This is a genomic window from Pseudomonas sp. H1_G08, from assembly GCF_054681355.1.
Window position 1 is genome coordinate 2,339,075 of record NZ_CP162822.1, and the last position, 21,934, is coordinate 2,361,008.

The following is a 21,934-nucleotide window of genomic DNA, read 5'->3' on the forward strand; positions in this document are numbered from 1 at the left end:
TAAAACCTGTGGGAGCGAGCCTGCTCGCGAAAGCGGTGTATCAAGCGATGAAGATGCCGAATCCACCGGCGCCATCGCTGGCAAGCCAGCTCCCACAAATACTGCGGTGGAAACTGATACAGCAAACACCATAGAACCCTGTGGGAGCTGGCTTGCCAGCGATGGCGGTGCATCAGCCAGCATTTATACCGGCTGATTCACCGCTTTCGTGAGCAAGCTCACTCCCACAAGTCCACGCAATTTACAGATATTTCAACCAGCTGATGTCCCGCCGCCGCGCTTTCAATACAGAGAACCAGCGCACTGCCGGGAACAGCACCACGGCAAGAATCACTGCCGCCAGCCACACCGCCGTCACCGTCGAAAAGCCGAAATAGCTGCCCTGATTCAGGCCGAACAGCGCCACGCCGATCAGGTACAACACCTTCAACACATACAAGTGCAGCAGATAGAAAAACATCGGTGCCGAGCCGAACACCGTCAGCCAGCCAATCCAGCGGCGACTCTGCACGCGCTCAAAGGCGAGCAACAGCAACAGCCCCACGCTCACAGTCAGCGCGATGAACAGCAGCGACGGCGGATATTTGGTGATATTGAAAAAGCTCATCTGCGTCTGCACCAGCGAATCGTTGATCGCCCACGGTTTTTCGCCGTAGCCGTTAATCAAGCGCAGCACCATAAATCCCAGCAATCCAGCGACCCCGGCAATCAGCAAACGACGCTGACGCACCGCCGCGTCCATGCCCCGAGCAAACCACGGCCCCAGCGCATAGCCCAGGCCGATTACACCAATCCACGGCAGCAGCGGGTACGAGGTGCGCAGGCGCAGGGTGTCGCTGATCTCGATCCAGCCTCGATCATGCAGAATCGCCCAAGGCGCATGCAGCGCCGACTCGACCGGGAAATGCAGCGTATCAAGCAAGTTGTGCCCGGCGATGATCGCCAGGCTCAGCGTCAGCAGCACCGCACGTGGCAACCAGACCAGCAGCGCCAGCGCGATCATGCTCAGGCCGATCGCCCAGATCACTTGCAGGTAGATCACGCTGGGCGGCAACTGGAAGGTCCAGGCGAAGTTGACCAAGGTGAACTCCAGCGCCACGAGGAACAATCCGCGCTTGAACAGAAACGCGCTGACATCGGCTTTGCCGGCGTATTTTTCGCCGTAGAGCCATGCCGACAAACCGGTCAGCAAGACGAACACTGGCGCACACAGATGCGCCAGAGTGCGGCTGAAAAACAGCGCCGGCTCGGTGCTGGCGATGTCCATCGGATCGGAGACCTGGCGATGCAGCAGGAAGGTTTCGCGCAGGTGATCGAGCAGCATGAACAGGATCACCAGGCCTCGGAGCGCATCAATGGACAGCAGCCGGCCAGTCGTCAAGGGGGCAGAACGGGGAAGCACAGGGGTCATGGATCTTTCGCAATCGAGAGGGATAACACCGGACGGCCGCAACGCCGCCCGCAAATTCTCGTTACATTATAACATCTAAAAAGCAAAACCCAAACAAGTCAGGATCAAGGTTGCCCATCGGCCCCGGCCTTCTATAGTGAACAGGTCTGCCCTGCCGTCGCGGCCCTCCTCGAGCGTTGTCCATGGTCAACACCGAACACCTGATCATTTGCGAGCACTGTGATTGTGTGTACGAGAAAGTCGTGCTCGCCCAACACCAGAAAACCCTGTGCGTGCGCTGCGGTGGCGTGCTGCAGCGCTTCAACGGCCTGACCATCGAGCAGCGTCTGGCGCTGACGTTCACGGCGGCGATGCTGTGGCTGTTCGCCAATTTCTACCCGGTGATGAGCATCAGCCTCAAAGGCATGAAAAACAGCGCAACCCTTTGGGATTCGGTGCTTGCTCTGAGTCAGGGGCCGATTACGTTCATTGCAATGGTCGCGGCGATTGCGATCATCATCGCCCCGGCATTTCAGCTGGTGTTGCTGGTCTGGGTGTTGAGTTTTGCCCTCGGCCTGCGTCGGGCACCGGGATTCAACCTGTGCATGCGCTGGCTGGAAACCCTGCGCCCGTGGAGCATGCTCGAAGTGTGTCTGCTGGGGGCGATGGTCGCGGTGTTCAAACTCGCCGGACTGCTCGATGTACTGCCCGGGATCGGCCTGTTCGCCCTGGCGGTGCTGAGCCTGATGATGATCCGCATTGCCGGCCGGGACATTCGCGAACTGTGGGACATTTTATGAAGCGTCCACCGACCGCCAGCGAACTCAACCTGTGCCTGTGCCACAGCTGTGGCCTGGCCTGTGACATGACCGACGAGCCACACCAGTGCCCGCGCTGTGATGCGCCGTTGCACCGGCGCAAGACCAATTCGCTGGCGCGCACTTGGGCGTACATGCTCGCCGCGCTGGCGTTTTATGTTCCCGCCAATCTGCTGCCGGTGATGAATACGGTGATGCTTGGCAACGGTGCCGACAGCACGATCATGAGCGGCGTGCTGGAGTTCTGGGAAGCCGGGGCGTGGGATATTGCGCTGATCATTTTCATCGCCAGCATCGCGGTGCCGGGGGTCAAATTCGTCGCCCTGACCTTGCTGCTCGTCACCGTGCAGCGCAACAGCGACTGGGCGCGCAAGGAGCGTTCCAAGCTGTATCGCTTCGTCGAGCTGATCGGTTACTGGTCGATGCTCGATGTGCTGGTGGTCGCGCTGGTCGCAGCGCTGGTGAAATTCCAGGCGCTGGGCGATATCGAGCCACGACCGGGCATCCTGTTCTTCGGCCTGGTCGTGGTCTTCACCATGCTCGCGGCGATGAGTTTCGACCCGCGCCTGATTTGGGACAAGGACACCAGCGACACGGTCAGGGACGCAGCGTCTGGAGCAGCACCTGCAACGGATGGCGCAGCGCCTGATCCGACTGGCGCTTGACCTGGCTGCGGCAGGAATAGCCGGTCGCCAACGCCTCGCCCTGCTCCGCCGAAGCCTGCACCTGACGCGCCCACGATTGCTCATAAATGACTGCCGAGGTCTGGCGATTACGTGCTTCGTGGCCGTAAGTACCGGACATGCCGCAGCAACCGATGGCTTGTGTGGCCAGCTTCAGTCCGGCACGTTCGAAGACCTGTTCCCACTGGCGGGTCGCGGCCGGCGCGTTGGTTTTCTCCGTGCAATGGGCGAGCAGACGGAACGCTTTCGGCTGAGCATCAGGCGTCCGTTCTGGCATGACCTTGAGCAACCATTCCTGCACCAGCGCCACTTCAGGACATTCATTCAGGCCCGGTACTTTCAGGTATTCCTGGCGATAGACCAGAGTCATCGCCGGATCCAGCCCCAGCAAAAGCACCCCGGTCTGCGCCAGCGCCTGCAACTGCTCAGCATTACGCAAAGCCGCGCGATTGAACGCCGAGAGAAAGCCCTGCACATGCAGCGGTTTGCCATTGGCGCTGAACGGCGCCAGATACACCTGATAACCCAACCGCGAAATCAGCTCGACCAGATCAGCCAGCAGCGGCGCTTCGAAGTAGCGGGTGAAGGCGTCCTGCACGATAACCACGCTGCGTTCGCGTTGCTCTGGGGTCAGCGCCGACAGCGTTGCAACCGTTGCTGGCTGCACCTGCCAACGGCGCATCGCTGCGTGGAAATCGAAACGGCTGAGCAACGGCACATCGACCATGCCACCGATCCGCGCCAGTGCGCCACGCACCCAGCCAGCGCCCATCAGACCGTTGTACAGCGCCGGAATCCGCGCCATATAGGGAATGGTGTATTCCAGCGAGGCAATCAGGTAATCCCGTGCCGGCCGCAGATAACGACTGTGATACAGCTCGAGAAAACGCGAGCGGAATTCCGGCACGTTGACCTTGACCGGGCACTGCCCCGCGCAGGATTTGCAGGCCAGGCAACCGGCCATGGCGTCATACACTTCATGGGAGAAGTCCGCCGACGGATCGCGGCTGTTGCGCCAGCGCTGCCACAGCGAGCGGAAAAAAGCCGGTTTGCGAATCGCATCCGAGAGCACGTCGACGCCCGCCTCGCCCTGCAACCGCAGCCATTCACGAATCAGCGAAGCGCGGCCCTTGGGCGACTGCGCGCGTTCGCGGGTGGCTTTCCACGACGGGCACATGGCGTCATCGGGATCGAAGTTGTAGCAGGCGCCGTTGCCATTGCAGTGCATGGCCGCGCCGTAGCTTTGCCAGACTTTCTCGTCGATCTGCCGATCCAGCTCGCCGCGCAGGGTCACTTCGTCGATCTTCAGCAATGCCGCGCCGCCGTTGGCCGGCGTGGCGATTTTGCCAGGGTTGAACTGATTGAGCGGGTCGAACGCGGCTTTCAAGGCTTGCAGCGCCGGGTACAACTCGCCGAAGAATGCCGGCGCGTACTCCGAACGCAGGCCCTTTCCATGCTCGCCCCAGAGCAGGCCGCCGTAGCGCTGGGTCAACGCGGCGACGCCATCAGACACCGGGCGTACCAGCGCCGCTTGCTGCGGGTCTTTCATGTCGAGAATCGGCCGCACGTGCAGTACGCCGGCGTCAACATGGCCGAACATACCGTACTGCAAACCGTGGCTGTCGAGCAGCTCGCGCAGCTCGGCGATGTATTCGGCCAAATGCTGCGGCGGCACTGCGGTGTCTTCGACGAAAGGCTGCGGGCGGGCTTCGCCGGCGACGTTGCCGAGCAGGCCCACCGCCCGTTTGCGCATGCCATAGACCTTGTTCACCGCTGCCTGACCGATCGCCAGTGTATGTCCGAGGCGCTCCACGGTGCGGTCGCTTTGCAGATGTTCGAGGAACGCTTCGACGCGGCGCTGCAGGTCTTCGGGATCGTCACCGCAGAACTCGACCAGGTTGATGCCCAGAGTCGGTCGCTCAGGGTTTTCGGGAAAATATTCGGCAACGCCGTGCCAGACGATGTCCTGCATCGCCAGCAGCAAGACTTTCGAATCGACGGTTTCAATCGACAACGGCTTGAGCGCCATCAACGCCCGCGCATCGCGCAAGGCATCCATGAACCCGGCGTAGCGGATGTTGACCAGCATGGTGTGCTTGGGAATCGGCAGCACGTTGAGTCGCGCTTCGACAACGAAGCCCAGCGAGCCTTCAGCGCCACAGAGCACGCTGTTGAGGTTGAAGCGCTGATCGGCCTCGCGCAGATGCGCCAGGTCATAACCGGTCAGGCAGCGGTTGAGATCGGGAAAGCGTGCTTTGATCAGCTCGCCCTGTTCATCAATGATCTGCCGCGCACAACGATAGACTTCGCCGACGCGATCGTCGCGTGCGCACTGCGCTGCAAGCTCATCCTCCGCCAGCGGCAGACCGCGCAAACGCTCGCCGCCGCGCAGGATCATCTCCAGTTCCAGCACATGGTCGCGGGTTTTGCCGTAGGTGCAACTGCCCTGGCCACTGGCGTCGGTGTTGATCATGCCGCCGACCGTGGCGCGGTTCGAGGTCGACAGTTCCGGGGCGAAGAACAGCCCGGCGGATTTCAACGCGGCGTTGAGCTGATCCTTGACCACCCCGGCCTGCACCCGCACCCAGCGCTGTTCGACGTTGATCTCCAGAATGCGGTTCATGTGCCGCGACAGATCGACGACGATGCCATCCGTCAGCGATTGGCCGTTGGTGCCGGTGCCACCGCCACGCGGGGTGATCACCACTTTCTCGTACGCCGGTTCGGCAATCAGCCGTGCGACACGTGCCACATCGTCCGCATCCAGCGGAAACACAGCGGCTTGCGGCAGGCGCTGATAGATCGAGTTGTCGGTCGCGAGCACCACACGGCTGGCGTAATCGGCGCTGATTTCCCCGCGAAAACCGCTGATTTTCAGGGCGGCGAGGAATTGTTGGTAATCGCCGGTCAAGGCTTTGGCGGGCGACAGCTGGGCAATCATTGGTCGGGTTATCTCGGTCAAATCGGGCTGTGTGGCGGTGAACAGTTGTGCGCAAGGAATGATTGCGTCAGGCTCCGCCATCTGATTGCGCCCATGTTCATTGCTGGCCAGCCATGGAACAAGCGTAATTTCGACCCGCTATCGATGAGTTTTACGAATGAATCCGCGCACCCTCACACCGTCCATGTCGCTGCTGCTGGCTTTCGAGGCCGCCGCTCGTCATGAGAGTTACACCCGCGCCGCCCATGAACTGTCACTGACGCAGAGCGCGGTCAGCCGCCAGGTACAGATTCTCGAGAAGATGCTGGGCATGCGCTTGTTCAGCCGCGAAGGCCGGCAGGTGGTGCTGACCGATGTCGGTCGCATGTATCAGCGCGAACTCAGCGAAGCCCTCGGGCAGATTCGCAGCGCAACCTTGCAGGCAATGGCGTTTGGTTCGGGCATCCACAGCCTGCGCCTGGCGACGCTGCCGACCTTCGGCTCGAAATGGCTGCTTCCACGGCTTAAGGATTTCTACACGGCGCACCCGGGCATGACCGTGCACCTGCACTCGCGGATCGAAACCATCGACTTCGATACCAGCGAAATCGACGCCGCCATCTGCGTCGGCGGCGGAGAATGGCCAGGCCTGACCGCCCTGCCCCTGCACACCGAAGAACTGGTGGCCATTGCCAGCGCGCAGTTGTCGGCACCTGAACGCGACAAAGCTGAGCAGCACATTGCCGGGCAGTTATTGCTCAACGTCAGCAGCAATGCCCAGGCGTGGGCGGAATGGTTCAGCCATCATCAACTGCCGCATCGCAGCATGCGGATCGGACCGAGCTTTGAAATGACCTCGCACTTGATCCAGGCGGTACGCGCCAATATCGGTGTTGGCCTGGTGCCGCGAATTCTGGTCGAAGACGAATTGCTCAAGGGCGAATTGCTGCAACTGGGCGAGCCGATTACCAGCCGACGCAGCTATTACCTGGTGTACCCGCCGCGTAATGAGAATTTGCCTTCGTTGAAGGCGTTCAGGGATTGGCTGATTGATACCCTCTGAAGGATCGAGTCGCGGCCATTCGCGAGCAGGCTCGCTCCCACAGGGAAACGTATGTCAAGTGTGGGAGCGAGCCTGCTCGCGAAGAAGCCAGTCGCAACGAACTTAAAACCTCGGCTTGACCGCCCGCCAATCCGCCTTGTACCGCTGCATCTGCCGCACATCATCCCTCTGGCGAATCCCGCACGTCAGGTACTGGTCATGCAGCTTGGCCAGTTGCTCATGGTCCAGTTCCAGCCCCAACCCCGGCGCACGGCTGATCTTCACACAGCCATCGACAATCGGCAGCTTGCCGCCCTTGATCACTTCCTCGTCCGGCTCCTGCCACGGGTAGTGGGTGTCGCAGGCGTAATCCAGATTCGGCACCGCCGCCGCGACGTGCGCCATGGCCATCAGGCTGATGCCCAGGTGCGAGTTGGAATGCATCGACACGCCGAGGCCAAACACATCGCACATTTTCGCCAGCGTCTGCGTATCCCGCAGGCCACCCCAGTAATGGTGGTCGGCGAGGACGATTTGCACGCTGTTCTGCGCAACGCTGCGGCGGAACTCGTCGAAATCGGTGACGACCATATTGGTCGCCAAGGGCAGACCGGTGCGCTTGTGCAGTTCGGCCATGCCATCAAGGCCCGGGGTCGGGTCTTCGTAATACTGCAGATCATCGCCGAGCAGTTCGGCCATGCGAATCGCCGTCTCCAGCGACCAGTTGCCGTTCGGATCGATGCGAAGCGGAAATCCCGGAAAGGCTTTCTTCAGTGCCTTGATGCATGCCACCTCATGCTCCGGCGGCAAGGTGCCGGCCTTGAGCTTGATGCTCTTGAAACCGTACGCCTCGATCATCCGCGCTGCCTGCGCGACGATCTGTTGCTCGCTCAGCGCCTCGCCCCAGTTGTCCGGCTTGTAGGGGGACTCGATATGTTCGGCGTATTTGAAAAACAGGTAGGCGCTGAACGGCACTTCATCGCGGATCGCGCCGCCGAGCAGGTCCACCAGCGGCACGTTCAGGTAGTGCGCCTGCAAATCGAGAAACGCCACTTCGAATGCCGAGTAGGCATTGCTCACCGCTTTGCTGGCGTGGGAACCGGGGGCCAGTTCGGCACCAGCGACGCCGGCGGGTTTATTCGCCGCCACGGTGGCCTGCACGATCGCGCGCAATTGATTGAGGCTGAACGGATCGAGGCCGATCAACTGGCTCTGCAATTGTTGCTGGATCGCCAGCGCCGGGGCATCGCCGTAGCTTTCGCCGAGGCCGATGTAGCCGTTGTCACTTTCAATCTCGATGATCGAGCGCAGAGCAAAGGGTTCGTGGATGCCGCTGGCGTTGAGCAGTGGCGGATCGCGAAAGGCAATCGGGGTGACGCTGACACGGGTGATTTTCAAGATAACGCTCCTGACAGATCAACAATCGATTCAGTGGCTCGCAGCCGGACGAGCCGGCGCCACAGCGGCGGCTTCGTCACTTGGCTTTGCCGGGGTTTTACCTTTGGCGCCAGGCGCCGTGCGGGCGAAGAAGATCACCACGGCGGCGATCAGCGATGTCGCCGCCAGGCCATAGAGGCCGCCCTCGATGGAGCCGGTGGTTTGTTCGAGAATGCCGAACGCAGTCGGCGCGACGAAGCCGCCAAGGTTGCCGATGGAGTTGATCAGCGCGATCACCGCCGCAGCAATGCGCGCATCCAGATAGCTCTGCGGAATCGGCCAGAACAGCGCCGACGCCGCTTTGAAACCGATGGCGGCGAAGCAGATCGCGACAAAGGCAAACACCGGCCCGCCGGTGGTCGACATGAACATACCGATGGCGGCGATTACCAGGGTCAGCGCGACCCAGGCCTGCTGGAATTTCCACTTGCCGGCCAGCGCCGCGAAGCCGTACATGGCGACAATCGAAATGATCCACGGAATGGAGTTGAGCAGCCCGACCTGGAAATCACCGAGGTTGCCCATCTTCTTGATCATGCTCGGTAGCCAGAAGGTTGCGCCGTAGATGGTCAGGGCAATGGAAAAGTAGATGAAGCAGAACAGCGCGATCTGCCGGTCGGCCAACAGCTTGAACATCGACGGCTTGGCGACTTGTACCGCTTCGCGAGCGCGCTGCTCCTCGGCAATCGCCGCGACCAGCGCTTCACGCTCCTCCTCGCTCAGCCACTTGGCTTGGCGCGGGTGCGATTGCAGCCAGAACCAAACGAAAGCACACAGCACCACCGACGCTGCGCCTTCGATCAGAAACATCCACTGCCAGCCGTGCATGCCCAATCCGCTGATATGCAACAGCGCACCGGACACCGGGCCGGAAATGACCGAGGCAATCGCCGAGCCGCTAAGGAACACCGCCATGGTTTTGCCGCGCTCGGACGCTGGCAGCCATTGGGTGAAGTAGTAAATGATTCCCGGGAAGAACCCGGCCTCAGCCGCGCCAAGAATAAAGCGCAGTACGTAGAAACTGGTTTCGCCCTGAACAAAGGCCATGGCCATGGCCGCAGCGCCCCAGGTGAACATGATCCGGGTCAGCCAGACCCGCGCGCCGTAGCGCTGCAACAGCATGTTCGACGGCACTTCGAACAGCGCATAACCGATGAAAAACAGTCCGGCGCCAAGTCCATAAGCTGCTGCGCCAATACCCAGATCGGTCTCCAGATGACTGCGCACGAAACCGATATTGACCCGGTCGATGTAGTTGACGATGAACATCACAACGAACAGCGGCAGCACATGGCGTTTGACCTTGGCGGCGGCGCGGGCGAGCACCGTGATGTCCGGCGGACTCTGGAGGGTTTTCAAGGGGCGACTCCCGATCTTGTTTTTTTAGGGATGACTTGAAGCAATGAGCCGATCATGGACGTCGTGCATTGATCCCGTCTAATCTAAACAGGCATTCGATTGATACCTGGATTAGATCAATGTTCGAACTAACCCAACTGCGCTGCTTTACCACGGTCGCCACCGAACTCAACTTCCGCCGCGCCGCCGAGCGTCTGAACATGACGCAGCCGCCGCTGAGTCGGCAGATCCAGTTGCTGGAGCATCACCTTGGCGTCGAGCTGTTCACCCGCAGCACACGCAGCGTTGCGCTGACGGCGGCAGGCCGGGCATTTTTCGTTGAAGCGCAGAATCTGCTGGAGCGCGCCCAGCAAGCAGCGATCACCGCACGCCGGTTTGCCGAGGGCGATATTGGTTCGGTAAACATCGCGTTTGTCGGCAGCGCGGTGTATGAGTTTTTGCCCAAGGTGATCGCCGAAGCGCGACTTAAACAGCCCCAGGTGAAAATCGATCTGGCAGAGATGAACACCTATCAACAGCACGAGGCGTTGCGAGCTCGCCGTATCGACCTGGGCATCGCACGGGCGCCATTGCAGGAACCGGGCTATGCCACCGAATGCCTGGTGCGCGAACCATTTGTGCTGGCAGTGCCCAGCGGGCACAAGTTGGCAAACGCGACTGAAGTGTCTGTCGCCGATCTGGATAAACAACCGTTCCTGATGTACTCCCATGAAGCCTATCCGCCGTTCAACGAACTGTTGACCGGCACGCTACGCTCAGCGCGGGTGGCGCCGGATTACGTGCAGTGGCTGGGCTCGTCGCTGACGATTCTGGCGCTGGTCAACGCTGGCATGGGTCTGGCGCTGGTACCGCGTTGCGCTACCAGCGTGGTGTTCAGGAATGTGGTGTTTCGCGAGATCGATCTGGGCGAAGGGGTGCAAAGCGAACTGCATCTGATCTGGCGGGAGAACAATGACAACCCGGCGTTCGCGATGTTGCTGGAGGCGATTCGCCGGGCGGTGGTGCAGGGTTGGGGCTGAAAATTATTGTGGCAACCTGTATTTGAGCGGAGGCGGAGCGCTCGGGGCTTTGATCAACGGCTCCTCCAGCGGCTTGCCGTCAGGCCCTGTGAACAGGCGTTCGTATTGCTTTGGCATTGGTCGCGGTGCTCTTGCAGTCGTCATGATGAACCCTCTGATACCGGGCTGAATTCAACCCACTTAACTTGCGCGGAATCTATCAGCAAAATTTCGGCACCAAAAGGAGTCGACTTGCCATCGTCATTGACCCAACGTGGATTCTGCATCACGAACTGGCCGCAACTGGATTCGGACGGCCACTCGACAGGCCAGCCAAACACGCGCCTCTCGTCATGTAAATGCAGGGTTATGAACCGGTCGAATTGGGCAAAGGCGCAGAACCATTCACTGGGGAAAGAAGATTGTTTCGTGACGTTTCGCTTACGTAACCAGCCGTGCAATTTGTCACTCGTAGCCAGGTAACAGGCAAACAATCCCAGCATCAGCGAAAACACAAATGCCCAGAGCGTTTGCGCCCGATCATCCCAGTTTCCTAATGAAAAACCCTTCGAGCCAATCCACAAACAGAGGTTGCCCACCGCCAACACCGCGCCCTGAATCACAAAAGTAAATATCAGCGCCTGCACGATCTGGCCGAACGTATCCGGTCGCTTGAATGCCGTAAGTGAATAGAAGATCCAGGTCGATAGAAACCCGGGGATGAGGTACTGCAACAGCGGAATGATGTCCTTGACCAGATCATCCATGATCCGAGGCTCCTTTCAGTCATGCCGAACCCGTCACGGGCCGACATTCAAAGCCTAGTCCAGGATTCGGCAGCGCCTCTCGGCAACTGTCACAGACCATTGCGGCGCTTGCCCAGTGCCTCACCCCATGAAAAAAGGCAGACACCGAACTTCGGTGTCTGCCTTTTTTGAGATCCGGGCGCCCGGTTACAGGCAGTCACGCACCGATTGGCGCAGCGACCCGGACTTGGCCCACGGCGGCCCCTGGTAGAGAGACACTTTGCTGCCGTCCTTGTATTTGACGATATCGAGAATCTCATCCGCCGTGATAATGCTCGGCGCGGTAATCCGGTAGCCGTTGGAAATCGACGTCTGCGAAGTCTTGGCCACGTCTTTCTGCCACAACGGTAACAAACACGCAGCATATTCCTTGGGTGGCTTGTCACTGGTCTTGCTGAGGTTTGGCTCGCCCGGCACCAGCGACGCCGGTAACGAGCACCCCGTCAACAGAGCCAGTGCCAGACTGCCGATCCATACGCGCATGTTGTTTACCTGTGCGGAAAAAAGCTGAATGTACCGTTTAACTGCTTGCACATCCATCGTGGCAACCCGCCGTTACCGGCGTTTGGACAATTTTTCACATCGGTTCAGCCGGGCGTCAGATGACTTGGCCGCATCCGGGAAAATGCGACTACTCTTTTCTACCGAGAACGTTCAGGAGGTGATCATGCGGCTCAATGAATACGAACACGAACTTCAACGGGATTTGCAAAGCGTGGCGTCGGACCTGAGATGGTCGGCGGTCGATCTCAAGCGCATCGCTGAACAACTGCGTAAATCCGGCAACGAGGCAGACGCCCAGACCGTGTTGCGGTCGTGCGAAATCCTGCAAAGCGACGAAGAGAGATTGCAGATCTATGCCAAGGAGGTAAAAGCCCGGACCATCAGCCGAATCAAGGTGCACTGACAAGCGTTCCAAAGCCACAAATAAGAAGCCCCGGTCGAAACCGGGGCTCTTTCGTTATAACGCATCAACTGACGTTCTGGCTTTGCACCCGTTTGGGGCGTTGCTTGTAACCAGGAAGCGCCGCCGCATAGGCCATCGCTTCCTCCCTGCTGGTGAATGACGCCAACCGGTCGCCCTGGGTGCAGACCCGCCACGGGCCGCTGTTCACACTGAGCACATCGTAACCATTCATGTGCAGCTTGTTCAGCATTGGAATGCTCATAAGCACCTCCCTTTTGCCAACGGTGTTTTCGGTGTACGGGCTTACCTTACACCCGCTCCCCGCTGCGGTGTGAACCGGATTCACCCTGGCACCTGTCAATTCACTGGCACTTTTTGCTATGTAAATGGCTCCGAATCAAGAAGGAACCTTTAAAACCGCCTGCGGCTCGAATGTTGCAGTTTGATTACCGATTTATGACAAGCATCAACAGGGCAATCATGAAAGTACGCGCCACCGTCATTTGCGAACAGGATCGCCATATCCTCCTGGTCCGCAAACCCCGCCATCACTGGTCATTGCCCGGCGGCAAAGTCGAACCCGGGGAAACCCGTGCGGCGGCAGCCGTGCGCGAGTTGCAGGAGGAAACCGGGCTCAATGCTGATGAAGTCCTGTACTTGATGGATCTGCAGGCAGGCAGTACGCGACATCATGTTTATGAGGCTTCGGTGATCAATATCGACGAGGTGCGCCCTCAGAACGAAATCGTCGATTGCATCTGGCATCCACTTGATGCCGTGCACAATCTTGAAACCAATGACGCGACACGGCGCATCGTGCAGGCCTTTCAACGGCGTTTATAACGATCAGCCGGCGAACGCCCGGCGACCGGCGCTGATTTCCGTGCGCAACTCACCGATGAAATTGGAAATATCGCGAATCGTCACCAGATGTTCGGGAGAAACGCCGTCAAGCAACAACTCGACACGCCCACTGCCCGGCTCATACACCTTGATCCGCAACAGACCTTGTCCGGTCGGTGTGCAATCACACTTGAACGTGGGGAAGCCTGACTCGACGATCCGGCAAATATCGGCAATGGCAAGCATGGGCGGGCGCCTCGCAGGCGGAGAATCGATCCATCGATCATAGACCCACGGTCTGTTAATTGCCCGCTCGGGAATGCCAAGCCGATCACAACTCACTCACGTCATTCAATGCGCATCATGATCCCAGATCCAGTTCCACATACCGGGCAGATTCACCGGCTCAGCGCTTTGCTGAACCGTACGCGCCAACGCGGCTTTTTCCATTGCGGCCTGATTGTCGTAGAACGGCTTGTCGGCGAGTCTGACCCCGGTCGCCGCCGCACTTTCGAGCAGAATCTGCAGGTATTCGCGGGTGTGGCGCGCGGTGTAGCGATTGAGGTCATGGAACGTCACCACGACCGGAATCACCCCATCCACGGTCGGCAATTGACCCACCGCGATGCGCTCGCGCACTTCCGATAACTGCCGCAGCATGTTCGCCCGACGCCGAGGGCTGGCGTTGAAGCCCCAGATCTTGCCGTCGTTGGCACTCAGGTCCGTGAGCAAGACGTGCAAGCCGTGTTTTTGATAGGCCGCAAATGTGCGTTTGTCGTAATTCCAGAACGGTGGGCGCAACAGCCTGGGCGGCGCCCCGGTGATAGCGGCAATGTCAGCACTGCCATCGGTCAGCGACTGCTCCAGTTCTTGTGGATCAAGTGAGCGATGGTTGGTGTGCCAGTGGGTTGCAGTGTGAAAGGCGAGAATATGCCCCTCGGCGTGTTCACGACGCATCAGGCTGCGACCGATCTCGCTGTCGCCTGCCCTGGGTGCTCGGGTCTGCACGAAAAACACGGCTTTGATGTCTGCCTGCAGCGGATTGCTTTTGAGGCTGTCGAGCACCGTCGCCGTGGGATTCCACCATCCTGAAGCGCTGGGGCCATCGTCAAACGTCAGCAGAAAACGTACGGGGGCCTGAGCCTTCAGGCGCGTTTCGGTTTGCGTGGTCATTTCAATCGGCGCGGCGATGCAACCGGCCAGACCGAGCGCGATGAGCGCAACACAAAGAAGTTTGCATCCGGATGTCATGTCTTGCCCCGAGGCCGCGGCCGTGGTGTTGTCGAATGGCAAACCTCCCTCGCCTTTGTCCATCCCTGCGCGGCTATCCGCGAGCGCAGGTTGGATAAGGTACACAGGGTTTGGTTCCGGTGCTGGTTCCAGTGCGTCATCGGCCAGGCACGTCGGCATGTCCGACTAGACTCAAATTTCCTCAAGGAGATTTCAGCCATGTGCGGAAGACTCACGCAGTACCGTGGGATTCACGATTTCGTCGCGGTGCTCAGCATCCCCGATGCGTTGATCAATCACGTTGGCGATGCGCAGCTCAATCGCTACAACGCAGCGCCCACCACTGCGCTGGCGGTTCTGCACCAGCACGAACAGGCCATTCATGCCAACAATCTGCGCTGGGGCTGGCGGCCGCATTGGGCCAAGGATCGTGCCGCGCCCATCAACGCACGGGTGGAAAAAGTCGCCCACGGCGCGTTCTTCCGGGCGATCTGGCGGCAGCGGCTGATTGTGCCGGTCGACAACTGGTTTGAATGGGTTGATACCGGGGAAAAATCCCGCCAGCCCTGGTTGATTCGTCGGGCGAATCAGGCTCCGGTTTTCTGTGCTGGTATCGGCCAGTTTCCGGCACCGGGGGTTGCGCCGAGGGAGGACGACGGGTTCGTCATCATCACCGCTGACAGCCTGGGCGGCCTGCTCGATATTCACGACCGCCGCCCAGTGGTCTTCGATTCGGCACGAGCTATGGAATGGCTTGATCCGGCTACGCCGCTGGAACGCGCCGAGCAGATGCTGCTGTTTGAAGGCGAGCCCAGTGATGCCTTCGAATGGTACAAAGTCGGCAAAGCGGTCGGTAATACGCGTAATCAAGGTGCGCAATTGATAGAACGAGTCGACTAAATAATTACTTCACTGCTGCGTTAATCAAGCGAGCCCGTCACTGAATCCCGCGCGTTACAAAAAGTGATTCAACCGCGATACAACCCCCATAAAACAGCCGTTTGAGCGAATCAACCGCCTGTCAGACATTTCGACAGTCATACATACATTTCCCCGCGCTGCGGATAGCATGCGCGCCGCCTTTCCGATTGGTATACCAGTTGACCAAAGAGTCAAAGAAATCAGGAATCCATCAACAACTTTCAAGCCTTGCAGAGAAATAAGTGAGCGACGATTTTGCAATCAAACAGGTCAGCGGCCTGAAGTGTGTCCATCTGTCCAAGACAGAACGCCTGGAACTCGACTGTTTTATCGGCCATTACATCAAGACCCGAAACCTGCACAGCGTGCCCGATATCGAACGCACCCTGCGCAGCACCCTCGAGGGTTATCCCGGCCATCCGCCGGTGATGGTCAATGAGCTCAATGCGTGGATCGATCGAACGTTGGGGTACCGGGCGACCTACCCGGATTTCACGCAGCTGGCAGACCTCTGAAACGCGAAGAGCCCCGCTGCTGCGGGGCTCTTCGTATGCGTTGTTCAAGGTTTCAGCGGACGCTCCTGATCGCGGTCCGACAGCTCGCGGCTGTCATCATGCTTCCAGGTTTTTTCCTGCCTCTTCTGCTGCTCGATTTCTTCTTCCGTTGGCTCATCATCTTCCGCACGCGTTTGCTCAGTTGCCATGTGCACCTCACCTCAGAACAGTTGATGATCGTTAAAGGGTAGAACACTTTTGCGCGCCCAGATTCACCAACGCATTTTGTCCCGCGCGGCGTACCATAGCGTCATCTCCCCTTACGTCAGGAAGACGCCATGCTGTACCGAATCGCCGCCGACGGGCTGGTGCTGTTTCACTTGTGTTTCATCTTGTTCGTACTGTTCGGCGGGCTGCTGGTGCTGCGCTGGCCACGATTGATGTGGCTGCACCTGCCGGCGGCTGCCTGGGGCGTGGCGGTCGAGGTGCTGCACCTGACCTGTCCGTTGACCTACTGGGAAAACCTGATGCGCCACGCGGCCGGGCAGACCGAATACGCCGGCGGTTTCATTGAGCATTACATCTGGCCGATCATCTACCCGGCCGGTCTGACGCCACAGATTCAACTGGCACTTGGCAGCGTGGTGCTGGCGGTCAACCTGTTGGTGTACGCACGACTCCTGCGCTCGTGGAAACTGCGCCGCGCCCGGCGCATTCCGTTTTAACGCGAGGCCGGTTTCAACGTTTCCAGCCACTGCGGATCGAAGCGTGGCTGGTCAGGATCAAGGCCCAGCGCCTGCATCCGCGCCTTGTGCTGTGCGACTTCGTCACGCAGTTGTCCATGATCGCTGGAGTTGCCGTCCAGCTCATGCATCTGCAGCAGTCCCAAGTGGTAGAAACGCAACACCTTCATCGCCGTCGGATCGTTGTTCTGCGCCGCCGCTGTTACCTGATGCATCACATTGGTGATGCTCATCAGATTGCGCTTGAGGCGCCAGCTGTACACCGCCGGGGCCATCCAGGTCTGATGCCAGAAACGTCCGCGCAACAGCGCCGCCGTCAGCAGAAACGCCACAAATACCCCGCCCACGTTGAATCGCAGATTATCCCCATCGGGCTCGCCAAATACCGCCACCGCGACAGACGAAAACAGCATGGCCAGCAGCAGAAACAGCACGGCGATGATGATCGTGCTGCGGCGGGTCTGCTGACGAAAGGTAGCGGGGTCCATCGGCTGAATCTCGAACATCGAAAATGACTTCCTTGAGTGACAAAACGCGCAACGGAAAAAACTCGCCGGCGCATTATCGCATCGCACCGGGTTTTAGCTATGCTGGGGCTCCTTTTCATCTTTTCAGCGTCCAACGGGGACATGGCGGTATAGCGCAGATCGTGCCATCTTCATTCATGGATACACACTATTCGGATGCCATCCGCTGCGTTGTGGATGACATCGTTTTAAGGATCACTGCATGACCCAACGACACGTAATCAATGCCTCGGTCAGCCCGAAAGGCAGCTTGGAAACCCTTTCTCAACGTGAAGTCCAGCAACTGAGCGAAGCCGGATCCGGCAGCACTTATACCCTCTTCCGCCAGTGCGCCCTGGCCATCCTCAACACCGGCGCGCATGTCGACAATGCCAAGACCATCCTCGAAGCCTACAAGGACTTCGAAATCCGTATTCACCAGCAGGATCGCGGCGTACGCCTGGAGCTGCTGAACGCGCCGGCCGACGCGTTCGTCGACGGCGAGATGATCGCCAGCACCCGCGAAATGCTCTTCAGCGCCCTGCGCGACATCGTCTACACCGAGAACGAACTCGACAGCCAGCGCATCGACCTGAGCAATTCCCAAGGCATCAGCGATTACGTGTTCCACCTGCTGCGCAACGCGCGCACCCTGCGCCCGGGCGTCGAGCCGAAGATCGTGGTGTGCTGGGGCGGCCACTCGATCAATACCGAAGAATACAAATACACCAAGAAAGTCGGCCACGAACTGGGCCTGCGCAGCCTCGACATCTGCACTGGTTGCGGCCCTGGCGTGATGAAAGGTCCGATGAAGGGCGCGACCATTGCCCATGCCAAACAACGCATTCACGGCGGTCGCTACCTCGGCCTGACCGAGCCAGGCATCATCGCCGCCGAAGCGCCGAACCCGATCGTCAATGAGCTGGTGATCCTGCCGGACATCGAAAAACGTCTGGAAGCCTTCGTCCGTGTTGGCCACGGCATCATCATTTTCCCGGGCGGCGCCGGTACGGCCGAAGAGTTCCTGTACCTGCTCGGCATCCTGATGCACCCGGACAATGAAGGTCTGCCGTTCCCGGTGATCCTCACCGGGCCGAAGCATGCCGCGCCGTATCTGGAACAGCTGGATGCGTTTGTCATCGCGACCCTCGGCGAAGAAGCCAAACAGCATTACGAGATCATCATCGATGATCCGGCCGAAGTGGCGCGGCAGATGACTCAAGGCTTGAAAGCGGTGAAGCAGTTCCGCCGCGAGCGTAACGATGCGTTTCATTTCAACTGGCTGTTGAAGATCGATGAGGGCTTCCAGCGTCCGTTCGATCCGACCCACGAAAACATGGCCAACCTGAAACTGCACCGCGACCAGCCACCGCATGAACTGGCGGCCAATCTGCGTCGGGCGTTTTCCGGAATCGTCGCCGGTAACGTCAAGGACAAGGGCATTCGTCTGATCGAAGAGCACGGGCCGTATCAGATCCGTGGCGATGCGGCGATCATGCAGCCGCTTGATGCACTGCTCAAAGCCTTCGTCGCCCAGCACCGGATGAAACTTCCGGGTGGCGCGGCGTATGTGCCTTGCTACCGGGTCGTCGCATAATCTCAAGCCGTCACAAAAGCCCAATGTGGGAGCTGGCTTGCCAGCGATAGCGGTCTTTCATTCAACAGAGACGTTGAATCAGATGACGCTTTCGCGAGCAAGCTCGCTCCCACAGGATTTATGGTGTGCCGCAAATTGTAGTAACAACCTGAATCCCATTGTGGGAGCGAGCCTGCTCGCGAAGAGGCCCAAGAAAAACACATCAGTCTCTCAGGCTATCCACCAACCGCCGAGCCAACGCTTTAGCCTGCGCAGCGACGTCCGTCACTGCCGTACTCTCCCACCACATCCCGCGCAACGGCGGGCCCATGGCAAACAGCTGACTACTCACCCGCCCTTCGGCACCCACCACTGCGCCGTCCTTTGCCGAGATCCCCAGCGCCAACGGCCCCGGCCGCACCAGCCCCCGCGCCAGCAACTGCTGTGGCAACGGTCGTGCGACTCGCCGCCAGTCGTATTCAATACCGCTGGAGTTGATCAGCGCCGCACCACTTACAGTAGATGTTTCAGCCTCACCCCGAGGACGGATGCGAATGGTCACAGCATCGCCAGCGCCGGGCTCAATGCCCTTGAATGACGCGGCGTGAATGCGCAAGCGTCCTTCCTTGTGCAGCCGTTCGATTAACTCGGCACTCAGTGGCGGCGAACGATGGTGGTGACTCTCCCACCATGGCCGTACATGCCGTACGAATTGTCGACGCTGCACGTCAGTCGCCTGACTCCACAACCGCGCGATATGCGCGCGAACCGTATCCAGCGGCGCCTGCCAGTCGATGCCTTGGGCGATTGCGTCGCGACAATGTCGGCGCAATTCGCGCACCAACTGGCGTGGCGTGCGGATGCTGTGATCTGCTGCCAGAAAATCCACCCAGGCCGGCGGTTGACGGCGCACGTGCGGCAGCAGGCCATGCCGGGAGAATACCTCGATCGGCCCACGGTGCCCGGCCTGCTCCAGCGACACCACGGCATCGACCATGGTCAGACCGGAGCCGATGATCACCACGGTGGACTGCGGGTCGAGTTCGCGCATGGCCGCCACATCCCAGGGATCAAGCGCTGCGGCGTTAAGGCCACTGGATTGCGTCTGCGGCGTGCGAGCGGCGGGAAACATGCCGGTGGCCAGCACCGCCTGCGACCCACGCAAAATCCGGCCATCACTCAAGGTGAGCTGCGTTGAGCCGGAATCGCTTTGCAGGTCGACGGCTTCAGCACAAATATGTTCAACGGTCGAACCTTGCAGCGCGCCCACCGCCCGGGCCTCAGCCAGACGCTGTTGCACATAGACCCCGAACAGGCCGCGCGGCGGAAACAGCTCACTGACCGGCACATCCTGCTCGGCAGATTCCGGCCAGCCGCCGCCGGCAATATGCGCGGTCAGCCACTGCGTCAGATCATCAGGATTATCCGGATCGACGCTCATCCGCGCCGCGTTGCCGTTCAGCGTATGTCCCAACTCGACTGCGCTGTAAGCCTCACCACGTCCCAGTTCAGCGCGAGGCTCGATGATGAGAATCTTTCGTTGCCCCGGCAACCGGAGCAATTGCACTGCCAGCATCGTGCCGCTAAGGCCGCCGCCGATGATCAGAATGTCCGCAGGCTGCTCCATTCAGATCACCACATTACGCACGAACCGCGCAGCCACATCGCCATCGTTGCGGTAGGCATGCGGTTGATTGCTGGCGAACATGAAAAACTCTCCTTTGTTGATGTACTGCGGCTGATCCCCGAGCATCAGCGTCAGGCAACCCTCAAATACGTAGATCTGCTCGCTCCAGCCATCGGCGTCCGGTTGTGACGGATAAACTTCGCCCGGTTGCAGGCACCACTCCCATTGCTCGACTTCGCGGCTCGCGGTGGCTTTGGACAGTAGCACGGCCCTGCTGCCCGCAATCGTGCCAGCCCAGGCAACCTCGTTGATACGGCTCGGATCGCGCGCATCGTGCGCCTGGATCAGATCACTGAACGCAACGTCGAGCGCTTCGGCGACGCGATCAAGCGTGGTCAGGCTGACATTCTTTTCCCCCGCCTCGATCGCCACCAGCATCCGTCGGCTGACCCCGGACTTTTCCGCCAGTGCGGTCTGGCTCATATCCGCCGCATGCCGCAGGCGTCGAACGTTCTGGCTGACGTGTTGCAGGACGGAGGCTCGCTGAGTCGAATCTTTGTGCACTATATTGCTCACTCGGTGGGGTTGGGCAGTATACTGCGCAACGTTGGCGGCATTGTGCGGCCTCCCTTTTAATGTGCGCAAGGTCATGATGTCGCCAAACAATTCTGCGTCCCGAATCCGCTTTTCCCGCTTCAGCAAAGCCGAGTGCGTGCTGGTGCTGATCACCATGATCTGGGGCGGCACGTTTCTGATTGTGCAACATGCCATGACGGTCAGCGGCCCGATGTTTTTTGTCGGCCTGCGCTTTGCCGCCGCGGCGGCGATCGTGGCGATGTTCTCCTGGCGTCATCTGCGCGAACTGACCTTGTTCGAAGTCAAGGCAGGGTCGTTCATCGGTGTAGCGATCATGCTCGGTTACGGCCTGCAGACGGTCGGATTGCAAAGTATTCCGAGCAGTCAGTCGGCGTTCATTACCGCGCTGTATGTGCCGTTTGTGCCGCTGCTGCAATGGCTGGTACTTGGCCGTCGCCCAGGATTGATGCCGAGCATCGGTATCATGTTGGCGTTTACCGGGTTGATGCTGTTGTCGGGTCCTTCGGGGGCGGCGTTGAATTTCAGTCCGGGAGAAATTTCGACCTTGATCAGCGCCGTTGCGATTGCTGCTGAAATCATTTTGATCAGCACTTTCGCCGGGCAGGTTGATGTGCGGCGGGTGACGGTGGTGCAACTGGCGGTGACGGCGGTGTTGTCGTTCTTGCTGGTGGTCCCGACCGGTGAAGTGATTCCGGAATTTTCCTGGTTGTTGCTGGTGACCGCTTTGGGTCTGGGCGCAGCAAGTGCGGCGATTCAGGTGGCGATGAACTGGGCGCAGAAGAGTGTTTCGCCGACTCGGGCGACGTTGATCTATGCCGGTGAACCGGTGTGGGCCGGGATTGTCGGACGGATTGCCGGAGAGCGCTTGCCGGCGATTGCACTGGTGGGCGCCGGGCTGATTGTGGCGGCGGTGATTGTCAGTGAGTTGAAGACCAAGGGAAGGTCCACCGAGGCAGAAGCTGAGCTGGAGCGGGAAACGCAGGCGTGACCCGCAATCTTTTCTGGCTGCTCGCGAAAGCGCCGCACCATTGTTGCCC

General features: G+C 59.7%; 24 protein-coding genes. 11 read left to right on the top strand and 13 right to left on the bottom strand.

The window, feature by feature from the left end; all coding sequences use genetic code 11:
• Nucleotides 1–241: 241 nt before the first annotated feature.
• Nucleotides 242–1,411: a DUF1624 domain-containing protein gene (locus AB4N85_RS10500; RefSeq protein ID WP_252867767.1), complete on the bottom strand. Its 1,170-nt coding sequence runs from the start codon at nucleotides 1,409–1,411 to the stop codon at nucleotides 242–244.
• Between the two features lie 182 nt (nucleotides 1,412–1,593).
• Here AB4N85_RS10500 and AB4N85_RS10505 point away from each other — a divergent pair, with 182 nt between their 5' ends.
• Entirely contained in the window at nucleotides 1,594–2,190 is a 597-nt protein-coding gene (locus AB4N85_RS10505; protein WP_041480769.1) for a paraquat-inducible protein A, read from the top strand.
• The gene (locus AB4N85_RS10510) at nucleotides 2,187–2,873 is read left to right on the top strand and encodes a paraquat-inducible protein A (protein WP_252867768.1); all 687 of its coding nucleotides are present in this window, start codon (nucleotides 2,187–2,189) and stop codon (nucleotides 2,871–2,873) included. The genes AB4N85_RS10505 and AB4N85_RS10510 overlap by 4 nt, the downstream gene beginning before the upstream one ends.
• On the opposite strand, the gene ydiJ is transcribed toward AB4N85_RS10510, so the two are convergent.
• A complete protein-coding gene (ydiJ, locus tag AB4N85_RS10515; protein ID WP_252869557.1) occupies nucleotides 2,806–5,832 on the bottom strand; it encodes a D-2-hydroxyglutarate dehydrogenase YdiJ in 3,027 nt (1,008 codons plus the stop codon). The genes AB4N85_RS10510 and ydiJ overlap by 68 nt on opposite strands.
• Before the next feature lie 157 nt (nucleotides 5,833–5,989).
• On the opposite strand from ydiJ, the gene AB4N85_RS10520 reads away from it, so the two are divergent.
• Nucleotides 5,990–6,874, top strand: a complete 885-nt coding sequence (locus tag AB4N85_RS10520) for a LysR substrate-binding domain-containing protein (protein ID WP_150635058.1) — start codon at nucleotides 5,990–5,992, stop codon at nucleotides 6,872–6,874.
• Nucleotides 6,875–6,976: 102 nt separating this feature from the next.
• Here AB4N85_RS10520 and AB4N85_RS10525 read toward each other — a convergent pair whose 3' ends face one another.
• On the bottom strand, nucleotides 6,977–8,251 hold the full coding sequence (locus AB4N85_RS10525; protein ID WP_252867769.1) for a glucarate dehydratase family protein: 1,275 nt from the start codon (nucleotides 8,249–8,251) through the stop codon (nucleotides 6,977–6,979).
• A 30-nt stretch (nucleotides 8,252–8,281) separates the two neighbouring features.
• Entirely contained in the window at nucleotides 8,282–9,649 is a 1,368-nt protein-coding gene (locus tag AB4N85_RS10530; protein WP_252867770.1) for an MFS transporter, read from the bottom strand.
• A gap of 119 nt (nucleotides 9,650–9,768) precedes the next feature.
• On the opposite strand from AB4N85_RS10530, the gene AB4N85_RS10535 reads away from it, so the two are divergent.
• A complete protein-coding gene (locus AB4N85_RS10535) occupies nucleotides 9,769–10,668 on the top strand; it encodes a LysR family transcriptional regulator (protein WP_056789291.1) in 900 nt (299 codons plus the stop codon).
• 140 nt (nucleotides 10,669–10,808) lie between these two features.
• Here the strand turns inward: AB4N85_RS10535 and AB4N85_RS10540 are convergent, their stop codons facing one another.
• Together AB4N85_RS10540 and AB4N85_RS10545 are read right to left on the bottom strand one after the other, a co-directional pair.
• Complete coding sequence (locus AB4N85_RS10540) at nucleotides 10,809–11,414, bottom strand: DUF6338 family protein (protein ID WP_016775068.1); 606 nt, start codon at nucleotides 11,412–11,414, stop codon at nucleotides 10,809–10,811.
• 186 nt (nucleotides 11,415–11,600) lie between these two features.
• Entirely contained in the window at nucleotides 11,601–11,936 is a 336-nt protein-coding gene (locus AB4N85_RS10545; protein ID WP_041480781.1) for a hypothetical protein, read from the bottom strand.
• 184 nt (nucleotides 11,937–12,120) lie between these two features.
• On the opposite strand from AB4N85_RS10545, the gene AB4N85_RS10550 reads away from it, so the two are divergent.
• The gene (locus tag AB4N85_RS10550) at nucleotides 12,121–12,360 is read left to right on the top strand and encodes a hypothetical protein (protein WP_041480783.1); all 240 of its coding nucleotides are present in this window, start codon (nucleotides 12,121–12,123) and stop codon (nucleotides 12,358–12,360) included.
• Nucleotides 12,361–12,424: 64 nt separating this feature from the next.
• On the opposite strand, the gene AB4N85_RS10555 is transcribed toward AB4N85_RS10550, so the two are convergent.
• Nucleotides 12,425–12,622, bottom strand: a complete 198-nt coding sequence (locus AB4N85_RS10555) for a DUF2188 domain-containing protein (RefSeq protein ID WP_252867771.1) — start codon at nucleotides 12,620–12,622, stop codon at nucleotides 12,425–12,427.
• Nucleotides 12,623–12,840: 218 nt separating this feature from the next.
• Between AB4N85_RS10555 and AB4N85_RS10560 the strand changes: the two genes are divergently transcribed.
• Nucleotides 12,841–13,203, top strand: coding sequence for an NUDIX hydrolase (locus tag AB4N85_RS10560; RefSeq protein WP_252869558.1), 363 nt, complete (start codon nucleotides 12,841–12,843; stop codon nucleotides 13,201–13,203).
• 3 nt (nucleotides 13,204–13,206) lie between these two features.
• On the opposite strand, the gene AB4N85_RS10565 is transcribed toward AB4N85_RS10560, so the two are convergent.
• Nucleotides 13,207–13,449: a DUF1652 domain-containing protein gene (locus tag AB4N85_RS10565; protein ID WP_016775073.1), complete on the bottom strand. Its 243-nt coding sequence runs from the start codon at nucleotides 13,447–13,449 to the stop codon at nucleotides 13,207–13,209.
• A gap of 105 nt (nucleotides 13,450–13,554) precedes the next feature.
• Nucleotides 13,555–14,454, bottom strand: a complete 900-nt coding sequence (locus AB4N85_RS10570) for a polysaccharide deacetylase family protein (protein ID WP_252867772.1) — start codon at nucleotides 14,452–14,454, stop codon at nucleotides 13,555–13,557.
• 198 nt (nucleotides 14,455–14,652) lie between these two features.
• Between AB4N85_RS10570 and AB4N85_RS10575 the strand changes: the two genes are divergently transcribed.
• The gene (locus tag AB4N85_RS10575) at nucleotides 14,653–15,333 is read left to right on the top strand and encodes an SOS response-associated peptidase (RefSeq protein WP_252867773.1); all 681 of its coding nucleotides are present in this window, start codon (nucleotides 14,653–14,655) and stop codon (nucleotides 15,331–15,333) included.
• 263 nt (nucleotides 15,334–15,596) lie between these two features.
• Nucleotides 15,597–15,869 (top strand): hypothetical protein, encoded by a 273-nt coding sequence (locus AB4N85_RS10580; protein WP_016775076.1) that lies wholly within the window; start codon nucleotides 15,597–15,599, stop codon nucleotides 15,867–15,869.
• Nucleotides 15,870–15,913: 44 nt separating this feature from the next.
• Here the strand turns inward: AB4N85_RS10580 and AB4N85_RS10585 are convergent, their stop codons facing one another.
• Nucleotides 15,914–16,057, bottom strand: coding sequence for a hypothetical protein (locus AB4N85_RS10585; RefSeq protein ID WP_164488351.1), 144 nt, complete (start codon nucleotides 16,055–16,057; stop codon nucleotides 15,914–15,916).
• 129 nt (nucleotides 16,058–16,186) lie between these two features.
• Here AB4N85_RS10585 and AB4N85_RS10590 point away from each other — a divergent pair, with 129 nt between their 5' ends.
• Nucleotides 16,187–16,573, top strand: a complete 387-nt coding sequence (locus AB4N85_RS10590; RefSeq protein WP_041480792.1) for a DUF2784 domain-containing protein — start codon at nucleotides 16,187–16,189, stop codon at nucleotides 16,571–16,573.
• Here AB4N85_RS10590 and AB4N85_RS10595 read toward each other — a convergent pair.
• On the bottom strand, nucleotides 16,570–17,097 hold the full coding sequence (locus AB4N85_RS10595; protein WP_095180232.1) for a DUF3087 domain-containing protein: 528 nt from the start codon (nucleotides 17,095–17,097) through the stop codon (nucleotides 16,570–16,572). The genes AB4N85_RS10590 and AB4N85_RS10595 overlap by 4 nt on opposite strands.
• A gap of 223 nt (nucleotides 17,098–17,320) precedes the next feature.
• Between AB4N85_RS10595 and ppnN the strand changes: the two genes are divergently transcribed.
• Complete coding sequence (ppnN, locus tag AB4N85_RS10600; protein WP_056789275.1) at nucleotides 17,321–18,694, top strand: nucleotide 5'-monophosphate nucleosidase PpnN; 1,374 nt, start codon at nucleotides 17,321–17,323, stop codon at nucleotides 18,692–18,694.
• 202 nt (nucleotides 18,695–18,896) lie between these two features.
• On the opposite strand, the gene AB4N85_RS10605 is transcribed toward ppnN, so the two are convergent.
• Both AB4N85_RS10605 and AB4N85_RS10610 read right to left on the bottom strand, forming a co-directional pair.
• On the bottom strand, nucleotides 18,897–20,300 hold the full coding sequence (locus AB4N85_RS10605) for an FAD/NAD(P)-binding protein (protein ID WP_252867774.1): 1,404 nt from the start codon (nucleotides 20,298–20,300) through the stop codon (nucleotides 18,897–18,899).
• Nucleotides 20,301–20,864, bottom strand: a complete 564-nt coding sequence (locus AB4N85_RS10610) for a helix-turn-helix domain-containing protein (protein WP_076562418.1) — start codon at nucleotides 20,862–20,864, stop codon at nucleotides 20,301–20,303. It abuts the gene before it with no gap.
• An 85-nt stretch (nucleotides 20,865–20,949) separates the two neighbouring features.
• Here AB4N85_RS10610 and AB4N85_RS10615 point away from each other — a divergent pair, with 85 nt between their 5' ends.
• Entirely contained in the window at nucleotides 20,950–21,885 is a 936-nt protein-coding gene (locus AB4N85_RS10615) for a DMT family transporter (protein WP_252867775.1), read from the top strand.
• Nucleotides 21,886–21,934 lie beyond the last annotated feature (49 nt).